The sequence below is a fragment of the Nocardia arizonensis genome (genome assembly GCF_001310275.1).
Classification (GTDB): domain Bacteria; phylum Actinomycetota; class Actinomycetes; order Mycobacteriales; family Mycobacteriaceae; genus Nocardia; species Nocardia arizonensis.
Map to the genome: position 1 here is coordinate 1 of NZ_LGYZ01000061.1, position 22,399 is coordinate 22,399.

The following is a 22,399-nucleotide window of genomic DNA, read 5'->3' on the forward strand; positions in this document are numbered from 1 at the left end:
CCCGAGCGGTCGAGACGATGCGACGAAGGAGCAAGTATCGACCGCTCGGACGCGAGACATAAGGGGCCGCGAACCCGCGGCGCCGAAGGCGCCGCCATAGACACAGTAGGTTTGAGTACATGGCCCGAACTCTGCTGGTTACCAATGATTTCCCGCCGCGGCCGGGCGGTATCCAGTCCTATCTGCAAACGTTGGCGGGGCAACTCCCCCCCGATGATCTGGTCGTCTACGCCCCCCGCTGGCGCGGCGACAGCCATCTCGAGTTCGACGCCGAGCAGAAGTACCAGGTGGTTCGCCATCCCACGACCTTGATGCTGCCGACCCCGTTGGTGTTGCGGCGGGCGGCGCGGTTGCTCCGCGACGAACACTGCGACACCGTGTGGTTCGGCGCGGCCGCGCCGTTGGCGCTGATGTCGCCCGTGCTGCGCCGCGCGGGCGCGCAACGAATCCTGGCGAGCACTCACGGCCACGAGGTCGGCTGGTCCATGCTGCCCGGGGCGCGTCAGGCGCTGCGCACGATCGGTGACAACACCGATGTCGTGACCTACGTCAGCAAGTACACCCGGGCCAGGTTCGCGTCCGCGTTCGGTCCGTCCGCGGCGTTGGAGTACCTGCCACCGGGGGTCGACACCGAGGTCTTCCGCCCGGATCCGGCGGCGCGCGCGGAGTTGCGCGCCCGCTACGGCCTCGGGCAGCGGCCGACGGTCTTGTGCCTGTCGCGTCTGGTGCCGAGGAAGGGCCAGGACGCCCTGATCGTCGCGATGCGCGAGATCCGCTCCCGGGTGGACGGCGCGGTGCTGGTGATCGCGGGCAGCGGCCCCTACGAGGAGCGTCTGCGCGCCCTGGCGGCGGCTACCGGTGTGGCCGACGACGTGGTGTTCACCGGCCGGGTCGCGTCGGCGGAGTTGGCCGCGCATCACACGATCGCCGATGTGTTCGCCATGCCGTCGCGTACTCGGGGCGCGGGTCTGGACGTGGAGGGTCTCGGCATCGTGTACCTGGAGGCGTCGGCGTCGGGTGTTCCGGTGATCGCGGGCAAGTCGGGGGGCGCACCGGAGACGGTGATCGAGGGTGAGACGGGCCGGGTGGTGGACGGTCGTGACACGGCGGCGATCGCGGCGGCGGTGGTGGATGTGTTGTCGGACGCGGACGCGGCGGCGCGCATGGGCGCGGCGGGTCGCGCGTGGGTGGAGCAGCGGTGGCGCTGGGACACCTTGGGCGCGCGGTTGCGGCATCTGTTGCGCTGATGGCGGGCGGTGCGCGGGTGGGCGCATCTATTACGCTCACCGATGTGAGCAGCATTCAGGTCGCGGATGAGACTTTCGTCGCCGCCGACGGCGCCGCGGTCGCCGCAGTGCTCGGCGGTCCGAACAATTGGCGCGCGTGGTGGCCGGATCTCACCCTCGAGGTTCGGGAGGATCGCGGCGACAAGGGCATTCGCTGGTCGGTGAGCGGCGCGTTGTCCGGCACCATGGAGGTGTGGTTGCAGCCGTGCCTGGATGGGGTGATCCTGCACTATTTCCTGCATGCCGAACCCCAGGGCGCGCAGCGGATGTCGCCGCGTGGGCTGCTCGCCGCGAATCGGGTGCGCCGGGTGGCGGGCAGGGAGATGTCGTTCGGGATCAAGGCGCGGCTGGAGGCCGGTCGCCCCGCGGGCGTGACGCCCGCGGCCTGATCTCGCGCACCCGCCGCATTCCGCCGACCGTCCACGGCATACCGTCGACGTGTCGAGCATCGTCGCTGGAAAGGAACCGTTGACCATCATGGCCGACCGGACTCAGAGGTCGATCCTCATCGAGGCACCCTCGCGGCGGGTGATGGCCGTCATCGCCGATCTGGAGTCGTACCCGGAGTGGGTGTCGGCGGCGAAGTCGGTGGAGGTGTTGGAGACCGGTGTGGGTGGCCGGGCCAGGACGGCCCGTTTCGTGCTCGACGCCGGTGTCGTCAAGGACACCTACGTGCTGTCCTACAGTTGGCGCGCCGACTGTAAGGCCGTCAGCTGGCATCTGGTGAGCGGTGAGCTCCAGAAGGCCCAGGACGGCACCTACGAGCTACTGGATCGGCCCGACGGCACCACCCAGGTCGTCTACGAGCTCACGGTGGACCTCAACATCCCGATGATCGGCATGTTCAAACGCAAGGCCGAGAAGGTCATCACCGATACCGCGCTGAAGGAACTGAAGAAACGGGTCGAAGGCTGACCGGGCGACGGACCCATCTGGAACTGTTCGTCGGCAAAGGTGGGGTCGGCAAGACGACATTGGCGTGCGCCGCGGCGATGTCGCATCGGCGCGCGCGGCGCCGGGTGCTGATCGCGTCGCTGGATCAGGCGCATTCGCTCGGCGACGCGCTCGGTTTCCGTTTCCCGCACGACGCGGGCACCGTGCCCGGGATCGCCCGCGTGCTGCCCGGACTCGATGTGATCGAGTTGGATTCCCTTGCGCTGCTGGAGGATCGGTTCCGCGAGGTGGTCCGCATGCTCGACGCGGAATCGGGTCACGAGCACGGCGTCGATATCGCCGCGCTCGATCCCGCGGAGCTGACGGGTCTGCCGGGTGTGCAGGAACTGCTCATGCTGGTGGAGGTGGCCCAGCTCGCCGAGGAGGACGAATGGGACGTCATCGTCCTCGACTGCCCGCCCACGGCCGATATGCTGCGCATTCTCACCGCGCCGGACACCATGCTCGGTTATCTGGAGCGGGTGTGGCCGCCGCACGCGCGGGCAATGAGCGCACTCGGTACGGATCTGCGGCGCGCGGTGTTGGCGACGACGGTTGACCGGATCGTGGCGGCGGTGAGCGGGGTGCGCGATCTGCTGGCCGACCATCGCCGCACCGGGGCCAGGCTGGTCACGGTGGCCGAGCGGGTCGCGGTGGCGGAGGCAGACCGGGTGCGTTCGGCGGCGGCGCTGCTGGGTCTGCGGCTGGACGAGGTGATCGTCAACAAGGTGTTGCCGCCGGTGCCGCCGCCGTCGGGGCCTTCCGAGCATCCGGCGGTGCACTGGTATCTGAGCCGTCGCGCCGAACAGGTGGAGGTGGTCGAGGAATTGCGCGCGCGGGCGCACGGGGTGGCGGTCGTCCTCATCCCGCACACCGGTACGGAACCGGTCGGTGTCGAACCACTGTCGGCCCTGTCCCGCGCGGTGGACGCGCCTTCTATGCTGGGCGACAATCCGGCTGAGGTTCGCGCGAGTTCCGGTGAACCGGTGGTTCGATTGGAATCGGGCACCGGTCTGCATTCGGTGTACACGATGCGCATGCCCTTGCCCGTCGTCGATTCGGCGACGCTGCGACTGGGACGAGTGGAGGACGATTTGATCGTGGGAGCGGACGGGGTGCGGCGCCGGGTGCGTCTGGCTCCGGTATTGCAGCGGTGCACGGTCGAGGCCGCCGAGCTCGACGGCGACTGTCTGGTCGTGCGTTTCCGCCCTGATCCGCAGATGTGGCCTCGATGACGGGCCCGCGCGCGGGCGGCGACCCCAACGGCTTGGCCGAATTCGCCGAGGAGTTGAAGCTGCTGGCCGAGACCGTGTTGGAGCGGGTCGAGCCGGTGCTGCGCCATGCCGCGGAGGGCGGTACGGAGTGGTCGAGTTGCAGCTGGTGTCCGGTGTGCGCGGCGGCGGCGCTGGTGCGCGGGGAGCATCACGAGGTGATGGCGGCCATCGCCGATCACGGCACCGCGATCGTCACGGTGTTGCGCGAGGCGCTCGCGGGTGTGCCCGTCGAACCGGTCCTACCCGATGACGATGCCGAATCCGGTGAGGCACAACGACATTCGCGCCGACCGCGCGCCGCCGCGGCGGGGGGTCGTCCTCGTGCGGCATATGTCGGCATTCCGGTGACGATCAAGGGATGACCGACCGGATACCAGCCTCCCGCCCGCTGACCGTCGGTATCGATGTCGGCGGCACCAATATCCGCGCCTCGGTGGTGGACGGCGACGGCGACGTGCTCGACACCGTGCAGGCCCCGACCCCGCATTCGGCGCGCGCGCTCGAGGACGCGCTGGAACGGGCGGTGCGCGAACTGCTGCCGCGCCACCGGATCGGCGCGGTCGGACTCGCGGTGGCCGGATTCATCAACGCCGACCGTTCGACCGTGCGTTTCGCCCCGCATCTGCCCTGGCAGGACACCCCGGTCGCGGCGCGCCTGACCCGACGCCTCGAACTGCCGGTCATTCTCGAACACGACGCCAACGCCGCGGCCTGGGCGGAGTACCGGTTCGGGGCGGCGGCGGGTGGCCACAATGTGGTGCTGGTCGCGATCGGCACCGGCATCGGCGCGGCGCTGCTCATCGACGGCAGGCTCTATCGCGGAAGTCACGGCGTCGCACCCGAACTGGGCCACCTCCAGGTGGTGCCGCAGGGCCGGTCGTGTCCGTGCGGCAAACGCGGCTGCTGGGAACGCTATTGCAGCGGTACCGCACTGGCCGAGACCGCGATCGAACTGCTCGCCACCGATCCCGCGCCCTCGACCGTACTGGCTCGGGAGGTGGCGCGCGATCCGGGTTCGCTCACCGGTCGTCGGGTGGCGGGAGCGGCGCAGGACGGCGATCCCGTGGCGATGCGCGCGATGACGGATTTCGCCCGCTGGCTCGGCCTCGGACTGGCCTTCGTCAGCGACATCTTCGATCCCGATCTGGTGGTGATCGCGGGCGGGGTGAGCAGTTCGGCGCCGCTGTTCCTCGATGAGGCGCGCGAGGAGTACGCCCGCGCGGTCACCGGCGCGGGCCACCGTCCGCTGGCGCGCATTCGCACCACCCAACTCGGTGAGGCGGCGGGCATGATCGGTGCGGCCGAACTCGCGCGCGCGGTACTCGCGGAACCGGATCGGGTGGCGCGCACCGCCCATTGACATGTGCGGACAGAAAAAATACGGAAACGGACATATGTTCGAAACACGGTGTCCGTCAAGTGCCCTGACACGTATCCCGGACGTTACGGCTCGCCGCATTGTGGCGAGATACCCCGCTGGGATTGGATGTGATCTCCGACCAGCGGTAAAGTCGGCAACAACGCAGGTTGCCCACTTCTATCCCGGTCCCGGGGGAAGGACGTCATGTTCTACTGGCTACTGAAATACGTGCTGCTGGGACCGTTGATGCATCTCTACAACCGGCCGACGGTCGAAGGCGTGGAGAATATCCCCGCCGACGGACCCGCCATCATGGCGGGTAATCACCTTTCCTTCGCCGACTGGCTCTTCGCCCCGCTGCTGAGCCCGCGCCGGATCAACTACCTGGCCAAGGCGGAGTACTTCAACACCCCGGGTCTCAAGGGCCGTTTCCAGAAGTGGTTCTTCACCACCACCGGCCAGTACCCGATCGACCGCACGGGCGCCGACGCCGCCGAGGACGCGCTCAACGCCGCGCGCCGCCTGCTCGACCAGGGCAGGCTGGTCGGTCTCTACCCGGAGGGCACCCGCTCCCCCGACGGCCGCCTCTACAAGGGCAAGACAGGCATGGCCCGCCTCGCCCTCGAGACCGGCGTCCCGGTCATTCCGGTCGCCGTCATCGGCACCGACGAGGTCTCCCCGCCCGGACCGTTCCGCTGGCGCCGTCGCAAGGTCATCGTGAAGTTCGGCGCCCCCATCGATTTCTCCCGCTACGACGGCATGGGCGGCAACCGCTTCGTCGAGCGATCGGTCACCGACGAGGTCATGTACGAGCTCATGCAGCTCGGCGGCCAGGAATACGTCGACGTCTACGCCCACAGCCTGAAGAAGGGCGTGCCATCGGGCAGCGCCCCCGAGGCAACCCGCATCCCCGAATCCGCCGCGGGCTAGTCCCGCCCGGATCTCCGCGAGGGTCCCGCATCCGAACAGGGTGCGGGACTTTTCGTTTGCCGGACACCGATGAGCTCGGTCACAGGCCAAGCAAACGACAAGACACTTTTATGGTGCGGCAGCGAGACTTCCGAACATGTTCAGGAAATTGTTGGTTGCCGCGGGAGTCGGCGGCGCCGAGGTCGAAACGGAGCTGTTCACCCCGGGCGTGCAGCCGGGCGGCATCGTCGAGGGTGTGATCCGGCTGCGGGGCGGCACTGTGGCGCAGGAGATCTCGCGTATCGCGGTGGAGTTCGTGACCCGCGTCGAGCGGGAGTACGACGATCACGAGGAGGTGCGTGACATGGGCTTCGGGTGGACCGACGTGCACGGCCCGCTGCATCTGCCCGCGGGCGCGCCGATGGAGTTCCGCTTCGCCGCGCGTGCGCCGATGGAGACGCCCATTACCTTCTACAACGGCAGACATCTGCCGGGCACGACGGTCGCCGTGCGCACTGTGGTCGAGATTCAGGGGGCCGTGGACGCCGCCGACACCGACCCCATCGGCGTCGGCGCGCTGCCCGCCCAGCACGTGCTGCTGGAAGCGCTGGAGCGTCTGGGATTCCCGCTGCACAGCGCCGATGTCGAGGCGGGCCACATCTCCGGCAGCCCGCAGCGGCTGCCGTTCTATCAGGAGATCGAATTCGGCCGCTCGCACCACTACCCGCAGTTGAATCAGCTCGAGGTCACCTTCGTCGCCACCGAGCACGGGATGAGCGTGGTGCTCGAGGGCGACAAGCGCGGGACCTGGTTCTCCGAGGGCAGCGATGTCTTCGAGTCACTGTGGGTCGACTTCGCCGAACTCGGCCACCGGGACTGGACCGCGGAGTTGCATAACCGATTGGTCGGTATGTCATCGCGCCACTGAACGATCCCGATTGATCCGACCGTAATCCAACCGTGACCCGGACCCTCGGTGCACAATCACTGAGAAGCCATTTCCGGGTCCTGACTTCGCGGGCGTCGGCGCGCGCGTGGCGCCCGATGTCCCGCGTTACGAGCGAGGGGGCCGTCGTGTCCGAAGCATCGCCCGATCCACTCATGTCGCTGGCGGTCGCGGCCGCGCACCAGCTGGGATACACCTGCCGGGTCGCGGCCGACGACGACGTGGTCCTGTCCGGCCCGAGCGGACAGATCCTCGTCGAACTCGCGAATCTGCGCAGAATGGCCGCGGGCGAGCCGCGCGAGCAGTGGCCCGCCCTGGTCGCGGACTATCTCAGCACCGGCCTGGTGGAACTCGACGTCGACCCCGACGCCCTCGACACCGATGATTTCACCATGATGCGCACCCTCATCCGCACGCGGCTGTATTCGGCCGACGCGGGCGGACCCGACGTGGTGCGTCGCGAGATCGCGCCCGGACTCGTGCAGCGGGTGCTCATCGACCGCGTGCACACGATGGCGCCCGTCACCCGCGCGATGGCGAGCCGGTGGCCGCTCGGCACGGCGGAGCTGTTCGCGCTGGCCGAGGCCAACACCCGCGGCGACGGGGCACTCGACGTGGTCACCCACGGCTTCGAGAGTCCGCACGCCGAGCGGGTCGACATCACCATGCTGTGCGGCCTGTCGGACTACATCACCGCGCACGCCAGGTGGCTCGGCGAGGACTATCCGGTGGCCGGCACGGCGGGCACGGTCTTCGTCGTGCCCTCCCAGCGCCACATCTACGCCTATCCGGTCACCGATGCCCGAGTAGTTCGCGCCACCACGCTGCTGGCCCAACTGGCTGCCCTGGAATACACGCAGCGCCCGTGGCCGGTGAGCCAGGACGTCTACTGGTGGCGCGACGGCGCCATCGAGCGGGCCGCCGCCATCGGTTACGACGCCGATCAACTGTGCATCCATCCGACCGCGGAATTCCTCGCGGCACTCGACGGATTGCGGTCCTGACCGGGGAGGGTACGGGGCGACGACATTGATAGCGTGGGGCGGGCACGGACGCCGAGCCGCCGACGAGGCCGCGTCGAGTCGGCGCGAGGTGAGGTGAGTATGGTCCGCCGCGACACCGGTGGTCGAATCTTCCAGCTGCCGCGTCGTCCGGCGGGCGCGCCGCCCACCGGACGCATGGTGCGCGGCGCCAAATTGGCCGCGGTGCCGGTCGCCTTCGCGGGCCGCCGGGTCGCCGGTGTCGGCAAGCGCGCGCTCGGCCGGTCCGCCGCCGAAGTCGATCGCGAGATCCGCGCCAGGACCGCGCAGCACATGTTCGCGGTACTCGGCGAATTGAAGGGCTGCATCGCCAAACTCGGGCAGGTGCTGGCGGTCTATGAATTCGTGCTGCCCGCCGAGGTGGCCGCACCGTACCGCGAAGCGCTCGGCAAACTCCAGGATTCGGCACCCGCCATGCTGCCCGCGGGCGTGCACGCGGTCCTCGCCGACCAGATCGGACCGGACTGGCGCGCGCGCTTCCGGGAGTTCGACGACCGCGGTCCGGCCGCGGCCTCGGTGGGGCAGGTGCACCGAGCGGTCTGGCACGACGGACGTCCGGTGGCGGTCAAGGTCATGTATCCCGGTGCGCGCGAGGCGATCGACGACGACCTGCACACCCTGCGCAGGCTGAGTCCCCTGTTCAACGCGCTGCTGCCGGGCGCGGACGCCCGGTCGGTGATCGACGCGCTGTGCGCCTATATCCGCGAGGAACTCGACTACGCGCTGGAAGCGCGCCACCAGTCGCGCTTCGCCGAGGCATATGCCGACGACCCGGATTTCGTGGTGCCGAGGGTGGTCGCGCAATACCCCGATGTGCTGATCACCGAATGGCTCGAAGGCGTGTCGCTGTCGCGGGTCATCGTGCGCGGCGACCCGTTGGAACGCGATCGGATCGGGCTGCTGATCCTGCGGTTCCTGTTCTCAGGACCGACCCGAGCCGGCCTGCTCTACGGCGACCCGCATCCCGGAAATTTCCGGGTCATGCCCGACGGGCGTCTCGGCGTGGTGGATTTCGGCGCGTGCGCGCCCTGGCCGTCGGGCTTCCTTGACATGGTCAATGACATCGCGCCCGCCCTGCTCTCGTGCGAACCCCGCGCGCTCGAGGCGGCGATTCGGCGCAACGGCTACATCGCACCGGATCGCGCGATCGATATCGACACCGCGGCCGCGCAACTGGCCCCCGTACGCGACGCGGTGATCGCGCCGACCATCGACCTGGACCCGCGGTGGTTGCGCACCCATCTGACGACACTGACCGAATTGCGCGTGACCAACGTGGTCCGTCAGATGACCATGCCCTCACCGCACACCACGGTCGCGCGCACGGCCGTGGCCGGACTCGGTCTGCTCGGTCAGTTGCGCACCACGCTGCCGCTGGCCGAGGAGTTCGGACGCTGGTTCCCGGAGGTGGTCGAAATCCTCGAGAACGTTCGAATCCACCGTCCTTGAGCGTCGTTCAGGCGGCGAGGACCTCCGCGGCCGCGCGCTCACCGCTGCGGATCGCGCCGTCCATGTAGCCGGTCCAGAAATCCGCGGTTTCGGTTCCCGCCCAGTGGACGCCCGCGCGATACGCACACGTGGGTTCGCGGAAACCGGCCACGGCGCCCGCGGCGAACCCGATCACCGCAGGTCGGAGTCGGTGTGCGGGAGGCGTTTCAAGTCTCCCTGACTTCGGGTGCGCGTGGCGGGCGCGGCTGTGGTTAGCTTTCGTGACATGAGCACGCCGCACACTGTCTCCTCCGCAGAATTCCTCCCGCGTGACACCGCGGATGTCGTTCGCACGGTGCGGGATTCACGAGGACGCGCCGAGCGCCTCATGGTGCGCGGCGGCGAGCCGCTCGACGAAGGGCTCGCGCTGCCCGATCAGCGCGCCGTCGTCTCGCTGCGGCGGATGAACTCGGTGCTCGACATCAACCTGGGCCGCCGCACCGTCCGGGTGCAGGCGGGCGCCAAGCTCTCCGATATCGACCGCCGTCTCGGCGCGCACGGACTCGGCTTGCCCATCGTCGGCGACCACCGCGACATCACCGCAGGCGGATTCGCCTCGGTCGGCGGCGTGAGCAGCGCCTCGCACCGCTACGGCCTGTTCACCGACCAGATCGTGGATCTGGAATACGTGGACCCTGACGGGCGCATCGGCACCTGCGGCCGCAGCCACCACACCGACCGGTTCCACCGTATCCTCGGCGCGGGCGGACGCGCGGGCATCATCACCGCGCTCACCCTCGACGCGATCGATATCGACAAGGACCACACCTGGCTCACCACCGACGCCGATCGCTTCCTCGACTTCGACTCCTTCGTCGAGCACGCGCACGCCGAGATCGTGCGACCGGGCAACGCCGTGCTCCAGGTGGGTCGCTGGGTCGACACCGCGCCGCTGAAGGTGTCGCGTCCGGTCGGCACCGGCCACGTACAGCTCGGCACGGTCCGCTTCGGCCAATGGTCGAGCCTCTACCCCACCACACCCACCCGGTCACTGCGGGCGCGGCGCGAGGTCGGCACGCGCACCCGGAAGTCGTTGGGCGCCATCGCCTCGGCCGCGGGCGGGCGCGCCGGTATGCCGGTGCGCAACGCCGCGGCGGGCGCGCTCATGTTCGCCCCCAAGGTGCTGACCCTGCGCGACGCGGAATATCTCGCCGACACCGTCATCAGCTCCTCCGAGCGCGGTCCCGCCTACCGTGTCGGCATCTTCGCGTCGCTGTCGAGCTACAGTTCGGTGTTCTACCGCCTGCACGACCTGTTCGCCGGACACCGCGAGCGCAGCGGTTGTTTCACCGTCATCTCCGCCATGACCTACGGCGTGCGCTCGGCGTATCTGCGCGCCGAATCCGAGGCGCGCAACCTGCCGGTCGAGGATCACGGCCTCATCACCTTCACCTGCCGCCTGCGGCCCTCGGCGCTGCCCTCGGAACTGCTGCGCGACATCGTCGCGGGCATCGACGACATCTGCCTCTCCGAACACGCCCTGCGCTACGACTCGGCCGATTAGACTCTGCCGCACCGCAATAGTCGCCCAGCGATAGCTCCCGACCCGGGACGCTGCCGGTTCGGCGGCCGCGGGACGACACCGTCGCCCGGGGTGTCGATGCATGTGATCAGCGTTCATCCACGTGAAGGTTGCTGTCGACAATGCTCGAATTCCGCGCCGCCCCCGGGCGTCTCACCGATCGCCTGCGCCGCCGCGATCCCGCGGCTACCTGTCCCGCCGGTCTGTGCGTGCTGGTCACCGAGGCATGTTCCGACATCGGCCGCGCCACCGCGACCCGATTGGCCGGGCGCGGAATGCGTCTGGTGTTGGTGGACCGGCACGCCGACCGCCTGGCCGAGGTGCGCGAGCGGATCACCGCCTCGGGCGGCCTCGCTCGCGAGCGCCGCTGCGACCTGTCGGCGCTCGGCGATATCGATCAGCTGGTGGAGTGGGTGCGCGGCGAATTCGGCGCGGTGGACGTGCTGGTCAACAATGCCGACGCCACGCTGCGCGCGGTCGCGCCGTCACCGGATCGCTTCCGCGACTATCAGCGCAGTATGGCCGCCAACTACTTCGGTCCGTTGCGCCTGACGCTCGGACTCGTTCCGGCCCTGCGGCTCGCACGCTCGGGTCTGGTGGTCAATGTGGGTCCGCGACCGCTCGCCGAGACATGTTTCGCGGGGGCGACGGCCGCATGGTCGACCTTCGGCCATTGCGCCGATGCCGAGTTGGCGCAGCAAGGCATCCGTGTGTGCGCGGTAGATACGGCCCCGGCATCGAACGAGCGCGCCACGATCGCCGCGCACGGGGTGGAAACAGCCATCCGTGAGCGACACCGCCCGTCCGCGTCCCGGCGGTCGCGCGCTCCGCGCGGTCCGGGCGGAATATCACCGCACGGCGGCTGAACCCGCGCTTCGCGAACACGGAAGCGCCCCACCGGGAATGGTCCCGATGGGGCGTCGTCGTTCGTACCTGTCGCCGTCAGTGCTTCTCGGGGCCGAGGTAGTACTCGAAGACCAGACCGGCGGCCGCGGACAGGACGCACACCACGCCGATGCCGATCAGCCAGAACTGGAAGAAGGCCAGACCCAGCGCGGTGATCGAGCCCGCACCCGCGAGCAGGATGGGCCAGAAGCTGCCGGGCGAGAAGAAGCCCAGGTCGCCCGCGCCGTCCACGATCTCGGCGTCCTCGTAGTCCTCGGGACGCAGGTCGAGGCGACGCGCGACGAACCTGAAGTAGGTGCCGATGATCAGCGACAGTCCGGCCGTCAGCACGATGGCCGTGGTGCCCGCCCATTCGACGCCGGTGCGCGACTGGCCGGTGAAGAATCCGTACACGACCGCCACGATGACGAAGAACACCGTGAGCAGCTCGAAAATCCGCGCTTCGATCCTCATATCAGATCAGTCCCTTACTTTGCCTCGGCCGCGGTCTTGGTGGTGCGATCGGTGTTGAAGGGCCGGGTCGAGGTGGCGACCGGGGACTCACCGATGGACTCGAGGGCCTCGGCATTGGTCATACCCGACTTGCGGCCGTCGATGTACTTGGTGAACTTCTCCGGCGACACCGCGCGGACCTCGAAGTTCATCATCGAGTGGAACGTGCCGCACATTTCGGCGCAGCGACCGACGAACGCGCCCTCACGCTCGATCTTGGTGATCTGGAAGACGTTGTCGGAGTGGTTCTCCGCCGGGTTCGGCATCACGTCGCGCTTGAACAGGAACTCCGGCACCCAGAAGGCGTGGACGACGTCCATGGCGGCGAGCTGGAATTCGATGACCTTGCCGGTGGGCAGCACCAGTACCGGGATCTCGCTGGAGGTGCCCACGGTCTCGACCGTGTCGTAGTGCAGGTAGGACAGGATGTCGTTGGCGGGCTTGCCATGGACCGGACCCGGCTGGGGATGCCCGTCCTTGGTGAGTTCGGCGTACTCCGCGAGCTGGGCCTTGGCCTGATCCTCGCGCACGGTGTCGATGCCGGCGAACTTGTAGCCGTCCTTGAAGTCGACCTCGCGGTAACCGAACTTCCAGTTCCACTGGAAGGCGGTCACGTCGACGGTGACGTCGGGATCGGCCACCTTCTCGTTCACAAAGTTCTGCACGACGACGGTGAAGTAGAACAGCACCGCGATGATGACGAACGGGATGGCGGTGTAGGTCAGCTCCAGCGGCACGTTGTAGCCGGTCTGGCGCGGGAACTCCGGGGAGTCCTTCTTCTTGCGGTGGAAGGTGACCGTCCAGAAGGTCAGGCCCCACACCAGCACGCCCATCACCAGCGCGGCGACGATCGACCAGGTCCACAGTTCCCGCATGCGGGTGGCCTGCGGGGTGACTCCTGACGGCCAGCCGAACCGCAGCCACGGATTGTCGATCGAGCAGCCCGAGACGAGCAGCGCGGTGATCCCGAGGGACACCGCCAGCCCGGCCCGCCGAAGCATGCGGCCCCGACCCGGGACAGGTCGCGCCCCGATCTCTTCGCTCGCCTTGTGCGCCACGCTCACGCCTTCCTGGTCGCCACACATTCCGACATATGCGCCACCGGATGCGATCTTCCCGGCGACACGTTCCAAGCACGTTCCGGTCGCCCACCGGCCGCGGCGCGATGCGCGCACGCCGCCTGAGAACGACCTGAGTACTACGCAGCGTAGACCAAACCGGCGCACCGTATGTCGTCGGGTCGGATTCGACACTCCGCCGGCGAACCCCCACCCCGCGACCGAGGAACGACCACCGGGCAAAACCCCTGGAAACCCTGTCGACAGCACCCGGATTCCCCCGAACACCCCCGCATCGACCGCTCGGACGCGAGACCCCAAGGGCCGCGAACCCCGCCGTGCCGAAGGCACGGCCAGAGACACAGTTCGCGGCCGTCTCGCGTCCGAGCGGTCGAGACAATGCGCCGCAGGCGCGAGTATCGGCCGCTCGGACGCGGGACATAAGGGGCCGCGAACCCCGCCGTGCCGGAGGCACGGCCAGAGACACAGCCATACAATGCGACGAAGTCGCGAGTATCGGCCGCTCGGGCGCGAGACACAAAGGGCCGCGAACCCGCCGCGCCGAAGGCGCGGCCATAGACACAGGAGGTTGCCGACACCGTGTGCGGACTGCTCGGATTCCTGACAGCTGACGCGGCGACATCCGATGTGGTGGACCAGGTCTACGACGCCCTGCACTGCATGCGCCACCGCGGACCGGACGAACGCGGCACCTGGCACGACGCCCATATGATTTTCGGCTTCAACCGGCTGTCGATCATCGACATCGAACATTCGCACCAGCCGCTGCGCTGGGGACCGGCGGACAATCCGCAGCGCTACGCGCTGACTTTCAACGGCGAGATCTACAACTACCTGGAATTGCGCGCCGAGCTCGCCGAGGCGCACGGCGCGGAATTCCCCGACGGCGGGATCTTCGCCACCGAGGGCGACTCCGAGGCCATCGTGGCGGCCTTCCACTACTGGGGTCCCGAGGCCGTGCGGAAACTGCGCGGCATGTTCGCGTTCGCCATCTGGGACACCGAGACCCGGGAGCTGTTCCTCGCGCGCGATCCGTTCGGCATCAAGCCGATGTTCCTCGCCACCGGCCCCGGCGGCACCGCCTTCGGCAGCGAGAAGAAGTCGCTACTGGATCTCCTGCCCGCTCTGCGGCTGGGCGACGAACTCGATCCGCGCGCGCTCGAGCACTACACGGTTTTGCAGTACGTGCCGGAGCCAGAGACACTGCACGCGGGCGTCAGGCGGCTGGAGTCGGGGACATACGCCACCGTGCGGGCGGGCGCGGAGCCGGTGGTCACCCGCTATTTTCGTCCCGACTTCCGGGCGCGGTCCTTTGCGGCGGGCGCCGAGCAGGAGCGCTATCGGGAGATCGCCGCGGCGCTCGAGGATTCGGTCGCCAAGCATATGCGCGCCGATGTCACCGTCGGTTCGTTCCTGTCCGGCGGTATCGATTCCACCGCGGTGGCGGCGCTGGCCATGCGGCACAATCCGAAGCTCATCACCTTCACCACCGGTTTCGAACGCGAGGGCTATTCGGAGGTCGATGTGGCGGCCGAGAGCGCCGAGGCCATCGGCGCGCGCCATATCGTCAAGGTGGTCTCGCCGGCCGAATTCGCGGCGGCCATTCCTGAGATCGTCTGGTACCTCGATGATCCGGTGGCCGATCCGGCCCTGGTCCCGCTGTATTTCGTCGCGAAGGAGGCCCGTAAGCACGTCAAGGTCGTGCTGTCGGGCGAGGGCGCCGACGAGTTGTTCGGCGGCTACACCATCTACCGGGAGCCGCTGTCGCTCAAGCCCTTCGAATACCTGCCCAGGGGGCTGCGCAGGCTCGCGGGACGGCTCTCGGACCGGATCGCGGACGGCACGCGGGGCAAGAGCCTGCTGCACCGCGGTTCGCTCACCCTCGAGGAGCGCTACTACGGCAACGCCCGCAGCTTCAGCGACGCCCAGTTGCGCGCCGTGCTGCGCGAGTTCCGGCCCGAATGGACTCATCGCGACGTGACCGCGCCGATCTACGCCGAGTCCGCGGGTTGGGATCCGGTGGCGCGGATGCAGCATCTGGATCTGTTCACCTGGCTGCGCGGGGACATCCTGGTGAAGGCCGACAAGATGACGATGGCCAATTCGCTGGAGCTGCGGGTGCCGTTCCTGGACCCGGAGGTCCTGAAGGTCGCCGAGGGCCTGCCCTACGACAGCAAGATCACCAAGGAGACCACCAAGTTCGCGCTGCGCCAGGCGCTGGAGGGCATCGTGCCCGCCCACGTGCTGCACCGCGCCAAACTGGGTTTCCCGGTGCCGCTGCGGCACTGGCTGCGCGGCGCCGAACTGTTCGACTGGGCACAGGCGCAGATCGCCGATTCGCAGACCGATCACCTGCTGGACAAGACGGTGATCAAGACCATGCTCGACGACCACCGCGCGGGCCGCTCGGATCACAGCAGGCGACTGTGGACGCTGTTGGTGTTCATGGTGTGGCACGGCATCTTCGTCGAGGAGCGCATCAAGCCGGAGATCCAGGAGCCGGTTTACCCGGTGTCGCTGTAATCCGCTCGCCGTACGGACGCGGCCCCCGGAACCGTGGTTCCGGGGGCCGCGTCATCCGGTTCGGGGGTCGGCGCCGCGCGTTCAGAGCAGCGTTTTGATCTCGGCCGCGGCGTCGGCGCCGTATGCCTTGGCCAGCCGCTCCAGCGCGTCGTCCTTGTTGAGTGTCCATTCCTGGGTGCCCATGGTCTCGAGTACCAGCACCGCGATGAGCGAACCGAGTTGGGCGGACCGCTCGAGGCTCAGACCCGCGGTGTGACCGGTGAGGAATCCGGCCCGGAAGGCGTCGCCGACGCCGGTGGGATCGACCTTCTCGATTTCGGGCACCACACCCACGCGCACCTCGGTGCCGTCGCGGTCGACGATTTCCACGCCGCCCGCGCCAAGGGTGGTGACCCTGATGCCGACCTTCGAGGCGACTTCGGCCGCGCTCAGACCGGTCTTCTGCAACAGCAGCGCCCACTCGTACTTGTTGGTGAACAGGTAGGCGGCGCCTTCGATCAGCCGCACGGCCTGGTCGCCGTCGAGGCGGGCCAACTGCTGGGACGGATCGGCGGCGAAGGGGATGCCGAGTTCACGGCATTCCCCGGTGTGGCGCAGCATGGCCTCGGGATCGTTGGCCCCGACCAGTACCAGGTCGAGGGCGTTGGACTCGGCCAGCTCGGCGATCGAGATGTCGCGGGCCTCGCTCATCGCACCCGGGTAGAACGAGGCGATCTGGGCCATGTCGTCGTCGGTGGTGCAGACGAAGCGCGCGGTATGCGCCTTCTCCGAGATCGACACCGTGGAGCAGTCGACGCCGTGCTTCTCAAGCCAGGCGCGGTATTCGCCGAAATCGGCGCCGACGGCCCCGACGAGCAGGGGCGCGCGATCGAGTATGCCCATGGCGTAGGCGATGTTGCCCGCCACTCCGCCGCGGCGGATCTGGAGGTCGTCGACGAGAAAACTCAGCGACACATGGTCGAGCTGATCGGCCAGAAGCACATCGGCGAACCGTCCGGGGAAACGCATGAGGTGGTCGGTCGCGATGGACGCGGACACGGCGATTGACACGAGGCTGAGCCCTTCAACGGTAGGCTCCCCGCCACCCGTGGCCCGCGATGTCGGCGGAACGCCGCGACGACTCGTGCCGAGAAACAGCGGGGAGCATGACAATGGTCCGGTGTTCCCTGCGAGCTACCCGAATGCACGAGATCGGTCGGTGCGCCAACCGCGCGCACCGACGTCACCACGGGAACTCAGCCCAGATTAGTTGAACTCGGCCCGGATCAGGGGACCCCGGTCAGTTGAAGGAGTCGCCGCAGGCGCAGGAGCCGGTGGCGTTGGGGTTGTCGATCGTGAAGCCCTGCTTCTCGATGGTGTCGACGAAGTCGATGGACGCGCCCTGCACGTACGGCGCGCTCATCCGGTCGACGGCCAGCGTGACACCGCCGAAGTCGACGGTGAGGTCGCCGTCGAGGGTGCGGTCGTCGAAGAAGAGTTGGTAACGCAGGCCGGCGCATCCGCCCGGCTGTACCGCGATACGCAGCGCCAAATCGTCGCGCCCTTCCTGGTCCAGCAGCGCCTTGGCCTTGCTTGCGGCAGCCTCGGTCAGAGTCACACCGTGGGTGGTCGTCTCGTTCTGCACAGTCATGAACTCTCCTAAAGGGACAGCTGTGGTCAACCCGTGAACAGCGCACGGCTCCTTGGTGAGCAACACCGTCCGGCGGGCTGCTATTCCCATCTTGCCACTTCCGCGTCGCCGGCCGGGCGAGACCTCCCGTGTCCCGCATCGCGGCGGGCAGGTCGGAGACATGTCACACATTCGCCGCCCGACCGCATTTCCCGTGCGGTATGCCATCGAATAGCCTGGTCGGTGTGAAATTGTTCCGTCGCGGCGAGTCCAGCAGCACCGACGCGACCGCCGACACCACGGCGGACGCGAACGGTGACCTGACCGCAAGTCCCACCCGAAGTTCGACCACGGCGACCCTCGGCAAGGGCCGCCCAACCCCCAAACGTCGTGACGCGCAGGGCAAGCGCCGGGGGCCGATCGCCCCGGCGCCGCTGACCGCCAAGGAGGCCAGGGCACGGCGCAAGGCCACGCGCGGCACCAAGGAGGATCGCAGGGCGGCCTCGGCCGAGCGCAAACTGGCCGCGCAGGATCGCCGCGCGCGCATGCTCGCGGGCGAGGACAAATACCTGCTGCCGCGCGACCAGGGTCCGGTGCGCGCCTATGTCCGCGACGTGGTCGACGCCCGGCGCAATCTGGTCGGGCTGTTCATGCCGATGGCGCTGGTGCTTATCCTGTCGATGTTCGCGGCGCCGCGACTCCAGACCATCGTGACCCTGGCCATGCTGGTGATGATGCTGTTCATGGCGATCGAGGGCGTGCTGCTCGGTCGCATAGTCAGCAAGCGGGTGCGCGAACGCTTCCCGAACAACACCGACAGCGGATTCAAACTGGGCTGGTACGCATTCGTGCGGGCCTCCCAGATCCGCAAGATGCGCGCGCCCAAGCCGCGCGTGGCCCCCGGCGACGCCGTCTGAGACGTACTCTCGGACGCCGCGGGTCCGCCCGCGGCGTCCGGTCTACCGTCACCGATGGTCGGCGATGCGCATGGCCGACAGTTCGGCGCGGACGCGTTCGGCGTCGCGATCGGTGACATCGGTGGATCCGGCGCGTCCACGGCCGCGGGCGATGAAGATTACGAAGACGACGACGATGGCCAGGCCGAACAGCGGAATTGTCATGGCAGCAATTTTTCGCTCGTAAATTTACCGCCGAAAGTGGCGGTTCTGCCGTTGTTCGCAAAAATCCGGCCAGCTACCCTCGACACATGTTGTCCAAGGTCGCGGTCGCGCTGTCCGAACCGCTCGCCATGTTCGAGTTCGGCGTCGTCTGCGAGGTCTTCGGTCTCGACCGCACCGCGGACGGCCTGCCCGCCTTCGACTTCCGCGTCTGTGGCGCGGAACCGGGCCGCCCCATGCGTTCGACCACCCCCGGCGTCGGCATCACCCCCGAGCACGGACTCGAGCACGTGGTCGACGCCGATCTGGTCGCCATCGCGGCCTTCCAGTACTCCGCCGTGGACCATCCGCGCAACCGCCCGGTGATCGAGGCCGTGCGGGCCGCCGCCGAGGCGGGCGCGACCATACTCACCGTCTGTTCCGGGGCCTTCCTCGCGGGCGCCGCGGGACTGCTCGACGGTCGCAAGTGCACCACGCACTGGAAGTACGTCGACGAACTCGCCGCCCGATTCCCGTCGGCCACCATCGATCCCGACGTGCTGTTCGTCGACGAGGGTGATCTCGTCACCAGCGCGGGCACCGCCGCGGGGATCGACGCCTGTCTGCACCTGGTCCGGCGCGAACTCGGCAGCGCGGCGGCCAATGCCATCGCCCGGCGCATGGTGGTCCCGCCCCAGCGCGACGGCGGCCAGCGCCAGTTCATCGAGCGGCCGGTGGCCGATTGCGATACCGACAGCCTCGGCGGGACCCTCCAGTGGATGAGCGAGAACCTCGACCGCAGGCACACCGTGGAGGAGCTCGCCGCGCGGGCCACCATGTCGACGCGCACCTTCGCCCGGCGCTTCGCCGCCGAGACCGGGACCACACCGGTGAAGTGGCTGACCAATCAGCGCGTGCTCTACGCCAAGCATCTGCTGGAGGATTCCGATCTCGGACTCGAACAAGTCGCGGACAGGGCGGGTTTCGGGTCGGGCGCACTGCTGCGCCACCATTTCCAGCGTTCCGTCGGCATCGCCCCCGCCGAGTACCGCCGCCGTTTCGGGGACACACGCGAAACCGATCCGCCCGCGTGAGCCGGGGACCGCACGGAACTCCCGGCGGCTGACCGCGAGCACGGCCGCGCGCGGTTGATAGATTGCCGCGCGTGGCCTCCGCATCCGACCGTCCGGCACGCACCCTGATCCTCGGCGGCGCCCGTTCCGGCAAGTCGGCGTACGCCGAGGCGCTGGTCACCGAATACGCACCGGTGCGCTACGTGGCGACCGCGCTCCCGCATGCCGAGGACCGCGATTTCGCCGCGCGCGTCGCGACCCACCGGGAGCGCCGTCCGGCCGACTGGCACACCGTCGAGAACTCCGATCTCGCGGACATCCTGGCCGAACCCGCGACGGGCGCCACCCTGGTCGACGACCTCGGCACCTGGCTCACCGCCCGCATCGACGCCCGCGCGGCCTGGGACGCCCCGCCCGGCACGATCGCCGCCGACACCGACCGGCTGGTGACCGCGGTCGCGGACTTTCCGGCGCGGCTGGTCATCGTGAGCCCGGAGGTCGGTATGGGCGTCATACCCGCGACCCGCTCGGGTCGACTGTTCCGCGACGAGATCGGCGCACTGAACCAGCGCTTGGCCGCGGTGTGCGACGAGGCGTATCTCGTCGTCGCGGGACTGCCGCTGCGTCTGAAGTGACATCGGGTGTTCGCCTCGGGCGGCGCGGCGGGCAAGATTGGTCGGCGGAAGTACGTGCGGGCAAGCCTGCCCCGACCGAGAGGCTCGAACAGTGACACACGGATTCGGACCGGTCGCGCCACCGGACGCGCGATTTCGCGCGGCGGCCGAGCAGCGGCAGGCTCAGTTGACCAAACCGGCCGGATCGCTCGGACGGCTCGAGGAGATCGGCAACTGGGTCGCCGCCTGCCAGGCGCAGTGCCCGCCCCGGCAGTTCGAACGCGCGCGGGTGGTGGTGTTCGCGGGCGACCACGGCGTCGCGCGACACGGCGTATCGGCCTATCCGAGCGAAGTCACCGCGCAGATGGTCGCCAATTTCCTCGCGGGCGGCGCCGCCGTGAACACCCTGGCCGCGGTCGCCGAGGCCACCGTGCGGGTGGTAGATATCGCCGTCGACGCCGAGACCGACCCGTCGGTGAGCAAGCACAAGGTGCGCCGCGGCAGCGGATCCATCGACCGCGAGGACGCACTGACCGCCGAGGAGGTCGCCGCCGCGCTCGTCGCGGGCCGCGCCATCGCCGACGAGGAGATCGACGCGGGCGCGGATCTGCTCATCGCGGGCGATATGGGCATCGGCAACACCACACCCGCCACGGTGCTGGTCGCCGTCCTCACCGACACCGAACCGGTGCGCGCGGTCGGCCGCGGCACCGGCGTCGACGACGCGGGCTGGGCGCGCAAGGTCGCCGCGATCCGCGACGGTATGCGGCGCGCCCGCCGCGTGGCCAAGGAACCGGTGGAGCTGCTGCGGGTGGCCGCGGGCGCCGATTTCGCGGCGATGGCGGGATTCCTGGCCCAGGCCGCCGCGCGCCGCACCCCCGTACTGCTCGACGGCGTCGTCGTGACGGCGGCCGCCATGGTCGCGGAGGATCTCGCCGAAGGCGCGCGGGCCTGGTGGCTGGCCGGACATCGCTCCACCGAACCCGCCCACGCCCTCGCGCTGACGCACCTGCGCCTGGAACCGCTCGTCGACCTCGGCATGCGGCTGGGCGAAGGGTCGGGCGCGCTCACCGCGCTGCCCGTACTGCGTGCGGCCGTGGCCGCGCTGGCGCAGATGTCGACCTTCGCCGAGGCGGGCGTCAGCACCGCGGGCGACGCCGACTCGCGCCCGAATCTCACCAAGTGAACCTCGGGCCGCCCGGCCGCCCCTGCCGCGGTCGAGACGATCGGACGGTCCGGCCGCGCCCGTGCGCCCCACGGGCGGATTCGTCCCGGTCGCGCACGCTCTCGCGCCCGCGCCGGACGGCACCGCACCGGTGGGCGTCGCCGCCGGCGGTCACCATGTACCCGGTGCGTGAGAGGCCGACACGGTGACCGGACTGCGGCTGGCGCTGTCCTGGCTCACCGTGCTGCCGGTGCGCGGCCCCGCCGATGTCGACCGCGCCGCCGCCGGACGCGCCATCGCATTCGCGCCCGCGGTGGGCGCGCTGCTCGGGCTCGCCGCGGCCGGATTCGCCTGGGCGGCCGACCGGGTCGGGGCGGGGCTGCCGCTGACGGGTCTACTCACCGTCGCCGTGCTCGCCCTGGCGACCCGAGGGATGCATCTGGACGGTCTGGCGGATACCGCGGACGGCCTCGGCAGCTATGGGCCGCCGGAACGGGCCAGGGAGATCATGAAAGGCGGATCCGCGGGTCCGTTCGGCGTCGCCGCCATCGTGTTCGCCGTCGGCATCCAGGCGAGCGCGGTCGCAGCGCTGGCCGGGGAAGGGCGGTGGGCGGCGATCGCGCTCGCGGCGGCGATCGGCCGAGTCGCGGTGGTGCCCGCCTGCCGCCGTGGCGTCGCCGCCGCGCCGGGAACGGGTTTCGGCGCACTGGTGGCGGGCACGCAGTCGCCGGTGGCCGGTGCGCTGTGGGCTCTCGCGGCCGTGACCGCGTCGGTCGTCGCCGTGCCGGAGCGGCCGTGGCAGGGTCCGGTGGCGGTGGCCGTGGCACTCGCGGCATCGGTCGTCGCCGCCCGCCACACCGTGCACCGTTTCGGTGGCCTCGGCGGTGATGTGCTCGGCGCGATCGTGGAGATCTGCGTCGCGGTCACGGCGGTCGGCTTCTGTCTACAGCCCTGACAACTCGAGCGACTGTCCAGCATGACTTTGCTCGCTCGCCGTTTGTCGAATGGCACAACGGATATGGCGTTTGCTCGTGCCTCGTGGCACCGGGATGCCAACCGTCTCAGCCACGACATAAGGTGGGT

At 69.2% G+C, this 22,399-nt stretch carries 23 protein-coding genes and 1 pseudogene; 18 read left to right on the forward strand and 6 right to left on the reverse strand.

From position 1 onward, the window contains the following. Nucleotides 1-119: 119 nt before the first annotated feature. The 10 genes from APZ21_RS11365 to APZ21_RS11410 all read left to right on the forward strand — a co-directional run bounded on the left by APZ21_RS11365 (nucleotide 120) and on the right by APZ21_RS11410 (nucleotide 9,197). On the forward strand, nucleotides 120-1,247 hold the full coding sequence (locus APZ21_RS11365) for a glycosyltransferase family 4 protein (RefSeq protein WP_054813247.1): 1,128 nt from the start codon (nucleotides 120-122) through the stop codon (nucleotides 1,245-1,247). 44 nt (nucleotides 1,248-1,291) lie between these two features. Continuing rightward, nucleotides 1,292-1,675, forward strand: coding sequence for a hypothetical protein (locus APZ21_RS11370; protein WP_054813248.1), 384 nt, complete (start codon nucleotides 1,292-1,294; stop codon nucleotides 1,673-1,675). 88 nt (nucleotides 1,676-1,763) lie between these two features. Then, nucleotides 1,764-2,201: an SRPBCC family protein gene (locus APZ21_RS11375; RefSeq protein ID WP_054813285.1), complete on the forward strand. Its 438-nt coding sequence runs from the start codon at nucleotides 1,764-1,766 to the stop codon at nucleotides 2,199-2,201. Nucleotides 2,202-2,224: 23 nt separating this feature from the next. Continuing rightward, nucleotides 2,225-3,454 (forward strand): ArsA family ATPase, encoded by a 1,230-nt coding sequence (locus APZ21_RS11380; RefSeq protein ID WP_082393020.1) that lies wholly within the window; start codon nucleotides 2,225-2,227, stop codon nucleotides 3,452-3,454. Then, nucleotides 3,451-3,855 (forward strand): hypothetical protein, encoded by a 405-nt coding sequence (locus tag APZ21_RS11385; RefSeq protein ID WP_054813287.1) that lies wholly within the window; start codon nucleotides 3,451-3,453, stop codon nucleotides 3,853-3,855. The genes APZ21_RS11380 and APZ21_RS11385 overlap by 4 nt, the downstream gene beginning before the upstream one ends. After that, on the forward strand, nucleotides 3,852-4,853 hold the full coding sequence (locus APZ21_RS11390) for an ROK family glucokinase (RefSeq protein ID WP_054813249.1): 1,002 nt from the start codon (nucleotides 3,852-3,854) through the stop codon (nucleotides 4,851-4,853). The genes APZ21_RS11385 and APZ21_RS11390 overlap by 4 nt, the downstream gene beginning before the upstream one ends. A 204-nt stretch (nucleotides 4,854-5,057) precedes the next feature. Next, nucleotides 5,058-5,783: a lysophospholipid acyltransferase family protein gene (locus APZ21_RS11395; RefSeq protein WP_054813250.1), complete on the forward strand. Its 726-nt coding sequence runs from the start codon at nucleotides 5,058-5,060 to the stop codon at nucleotides 5,781-5,783. Between the two features lie 136 nt (nucleotides 5,784-5,919). After that, on the forward strand, nucleotides 5,920-6,690 hold the full coding sequence (locus APZ21_RS11400) for a sporulation protein (RefSeq protein ID WP_054813251.1): 771 nt from the start codon (nucleotides 5,920-5,922) through the stop codon (nucleotides 6,688-6,690). Nucleotides 6,691-6,836: 146 nt separating this feature from the next. Further along, nucleotides 6,837-7,712 carry a hypothetical protein gene (locus APZ21_RS11405; RefSeq protein ID WP_156370989.1) on the forward strand — a complete coding sequence of 292 codons (876 nt, stop codon included), beginning with the start codon at nucleotides 6,837-6,839 and terminating at the stop codon, nucleotides 7,710-7,712. Between the two features lie 99 nt (nucleotides 7,713-7,811). Next, on the forward strand, nucleotides 7,812-9,197 hold the full coding sequence (locus tag APZ21_RS11410) for an ABC1 kinase family protein (RefSeq protein WP_063125199.1): 1,386 nt from the start codon (nucleotides 7,812-7,814) through the stop codon (nucleotides 9,195-9,197). Nucleotides 9,198-9,204: 7 nt separating this feature from the next. On the opposite strand, the pseudogene APZ21_RS33920 reads toward APZ21_RS11410, so the two are convergent. Beyond that, nucleotides 9,205-9,309 (reverse strand): annotated as a pseudogene (locus APZ21_RS33920) (FAD-dependent oxidoreductase); the annotation flags it as partial. Between the two features lie 153 nt (nucleotides 9,310-9,462). Here APZ21_RS33920 and APZ21_RS11415 point away from each other — a divergent pair. Together APZ21_RS11415 and APZ21_RS11420 are read left to right on the forward strand one after the other, a co-directional pair. Further along, nucleotides 9,463-10,740 carry an FAD-binding oxidoreductase gene (locus APZ21_RS11415; protein WP_054813253.1) on the forward strand — a complete coding sequence of 426 codons (1,278 nt, stop codon included), beginning with the start codon at nucleotides 9,463-9,465 and terminating at the stop codon, nucleotides 10,738-10,740. Between the two features lie 140 nt (nucleotides 10,741-10,880). Further along, on the forward strand, nucleotides 10,881-11,624 hold the full coding sequence (locus tag APZ21_RS11420) for an SDR family NAD(P)-dependent oxidoreductase (RefSeq protein WP_054813254.1): 744 nt from the start codon (nucleotides 10,881-10,883) through the stop codon (nucleotides 11,622-11,624). Between the two features lie 76 nt (nucleotides 11,625-11,700). Here the strand turns inward: APZ21_RS11420 and APZ21_RS11425 are convergent, their stop codons facing one another. Both APZ21_RS11425 and ctaC read right to left on the reverse strand, forming a co-directional pair. Then, complete coding sequence (locus tag APZ21_RS11425) at nucleotides 11,701-12,117, reverse strand: cytochrome c oxidase subunit 4 (protein ID WP_054813255.1); 417 nt, start codon at nucleotides 12,115-12,117, stop codon at nucleotides 11,701-11,703. Nucleotides 12,118-12,131: 14 nt separating this feature from the next. Beyond that, on the reverse strand, nucleotides 12,132-13,157 hold the full coding sequence (ctaC, locus tag APZ21_RS11430) for an aa3-type cytochrome oxidase subunit II (RefSeq protein ID WP_054813256.1): 1,026 nt from the start codon (nucleotides 13,155-13,157) through the stop codon (nucleotides 12,132-12,134). Between the two features lie 657 nt (nucleotides 13,158-13,814). On the opposite strand from ctaC, the gene asnB reads away from it, so the two are divergent. Further along, complete coding sequence (asnB, locus tag APZ21_RS11435; protein WP_054813257.1) at nucleotides 13,815-15,758, forward strand: asparagine synthase (glutamine-hydrolyzing); 1,944 nt, start codon at nucleotides 13,815-13,817, stop codon at nucleotides 15,756-15,758. Between the two features lie 81 nt (nucleotides 15,759-15,839). Here the strand turns inward: asnB and APZ21_RS11440 are convergent, their stop codons facing one another. Both APZ21_RS11440 and APZ21_RS11445 read right to left on the reverse strand, forming a co-directional pair. Next, complete coding sequence (locus APZ21_RS11440; protein ID WP_054813258.1) at nucleotides 15,840-16,808, reverse strand: carbohydrate kinase family protein; 969 nt, start codon at nucleotides 16,806-16,808, stop codon at nucleotides 15,840-15,842. A 229-nt stretch (nucleotides 16,809-17,037) separates the two neighbouring features. Further along, nucleotides 17,038-17,388, reverse strand: a complete 351-nt coding sequence (locus APZ21_RS11445; RefSeq protein WP_054813259.1) for a HesB/IscA family protein — start codon at nucleotides 17,386-17,388, stop codon at nucleotides 17,038-17,040. Between the two features lie 224 nt (nucleotides 17,389-17,612). Here APZ21_RS11445 and APZ21_RS11450 point away from each other — a divergent pair, with 224 nt between their 5' ends. After that, the gene (locus APZ21_RS11450; RefSeq protein ID WP_054813260.1) at nucleotides 17,613-18,284 is read left to right on the forward strand and encodes a DUF3043 domain-containing protein; all 672 of its coding nucleotides are present in this window, start codon (nucleotides 17,613-17,615) and stop codon (nucleotides 18,282-18,284) included. A gap of 48 nt (nucleotides 18,285-18,332) precedes the next feature. Here APZ21_RS11450 and APZ21_RS33925 read toward each other — a convergent pair whose 3' ends face one another. Further along, nucleotides 18,333-18,488: a hypothetical protein gene (locus APZ21_RS33925; RefSeq protein WP_156370993.1), complete on the reverse strand. Its 156-nt coding sequence runs from the start codon at nucleotides 18,486-18,488 to the stop codon at nucleotides 18,333-18,335. A gap of 86 nt (nucleotides 18,489-18,574) precedes the next feature. Here APZ21_RS33925 and APZ21_RS11455 point away from each other — a divergent pair, with 86 nt between their 5' ends. From APZ21_RS11455 to APZ21_RS11470, 4 genes are all read left to right on the forward strand, one after another. Then, nucleotides 18,575-19,558: a helix-turn-helix domain-containing protein gene (locus tag APZ21_RS11455; protein ID WP_054813261.1), complete on the forward strand. Its 984-nt coding sequence runs from the start codon at nucleotides 18,575-18,577 to the stop codon at nucleotides 19,556-19,558. Between the two features lie 62 nt (nucleotides 19,559-19,620). Continuing rightward, on the forward strand, nucleotides 19,621-20,172 hold the full coding sequence (cobU, locus tag APZ21_RS11460; protein WP_054813262.1) for a bifunctional adenosylcobinamide kinase/adenosylcobinamide-phosphate guanylyltransferase: 552 nt from the start codon (nucleotides 19,621-19,623) through the stop codon (nucleotides 20,170-20,172). A gap of 91 nt (nucleotides 20,173-20,263) precedes the next feature. Then, on the forward strand, nucleotides 20,264-21,337 hold the full coding sequence (cobT, locus tag APZ21_RS11465; RefSeq protein WP_054813263.1) for a nicotinate-nucleotide--dimethylbenzimidazole phosphoribosyltransferase: 1,074 nt from the start codon (nucleotides 20,264-20,266) through the stop codon (nucleotides 21,335-21,337). Nucleotides 21,338-21,521: 184 nt separating this feature from the next. After that, nucleotides 21,522-22,271: an adenosylcobinamide-GDP ribazoletransferase gene (locus tag APZ21_RS11470; protein WP_054813264.1), complete on the forward strand. Its 750-nt coding sequence runs from the start codon at nucleotides 21,522-21,524 to the stop codon at nucleotides 22,269-22,271. Nucleotides 22,272-22,399 lie beyond the last annotated feature (128 nt).

Bases quoted from the DNA above. Each gene is read 5' to 3' on its own strand.
- APZ21_RS11365 (WP_054813247.1), top strand. From the start codon at position 120: ATGGCCCGAACTCTGCTGGTTACCAATGATTTCCCGCCGCGGCCGGGC.
- APZ21_RS11375 (WP_054813285.1), top strand. From the start codon at position 1,764: ATGGCCGACCGGACTCAGAGGTCGATCCTCATCGAGGCACCCTCGCGG.
- APZ21_RS11385 (WP_054813287.1), top strand. From the start codon at position 3,451: ATGACGGGCCCGCGCGCGGGCGGCGACCCCAACGGCTTGGCCGAATTC.
- APZ21_RS11390 (WP_054813249.1), top strand. From the start codon at position 3,852: ATGACCGACCGGATACCAGCCTCCCGCCCGCTGACCGTCGGTATCGAT.
- APZ21_RS11395 (WP_054813250.1), top strand. From the start codon at position 5,058: ATGTTCTACTGGCTACTGAAATACGTGCTGCTGGGACCGTTGATGCAT.
- APZ21_RS11400 (WP_054813251.1), top strand. From the start codon at position 5,920: ATGTTCAGGAAATTGTTGGTTGCCGCGGGAGTCGGCGGCGCCGAGGTC.
- APZ21_RS11410 (WP_063125199.1), top strand. From the start codon at position 7,812: ATGGTCCGCCGCGACACCGGTGGTCGAATCTTCCAGCTGCCGCGTCGT.
- APZ21_RS11415 (WP_054813253.1), top strand. From the start codon at position 9,463: ATGAGCACGCCGCACACTGTCTCCTCCGCAGAATTCCTCCCGCGTGAC.
- APZ21_RS11420 (WP_054813254.1), top strand. From the start codon at position 10,881: ATGCTCGAATTCCGCGCCGCCCCCGGGCGTCTCACCGATCGCCTGCGC.
- APZ21_RS11425 (WP_054813255.1), bottom strand. From the start codon at position 12,117: ATGAGGATCGAAGCGCGGATTTTCGAGCTGCTCACGGTGTTCTTCGTC.
- ctaC (WP_054813256.1), bottom strand. From the start codon at position 13,157: ATGCTTCGGCGGGCCGGGCTGGCGGTGTCCCTCGGGATCACCGCGCTG.
- APZ21_RS11445 (WP_054813259.1), bottom strand. From the start codon at position 17,388: ATGACTGTGCAGAACGAGACGACCACCCACGGTGTGACTCTGACCGAG.
- APZ21_RS33925 (WP_156370993.1), bottom strand. From the start codon at position 18,488: ATGACAATTCCGCTGTTCGGCCTGGCCATCGTCGTCGTCTTCGTAATC.
- APZ21_RS11455 (WP_054813261.1), top strand. From the start codon at position 18,575: ATGTTGTCCAAGGTCGCGGTCGCGCTGTCCGAACCGCTCGCCATGTTC.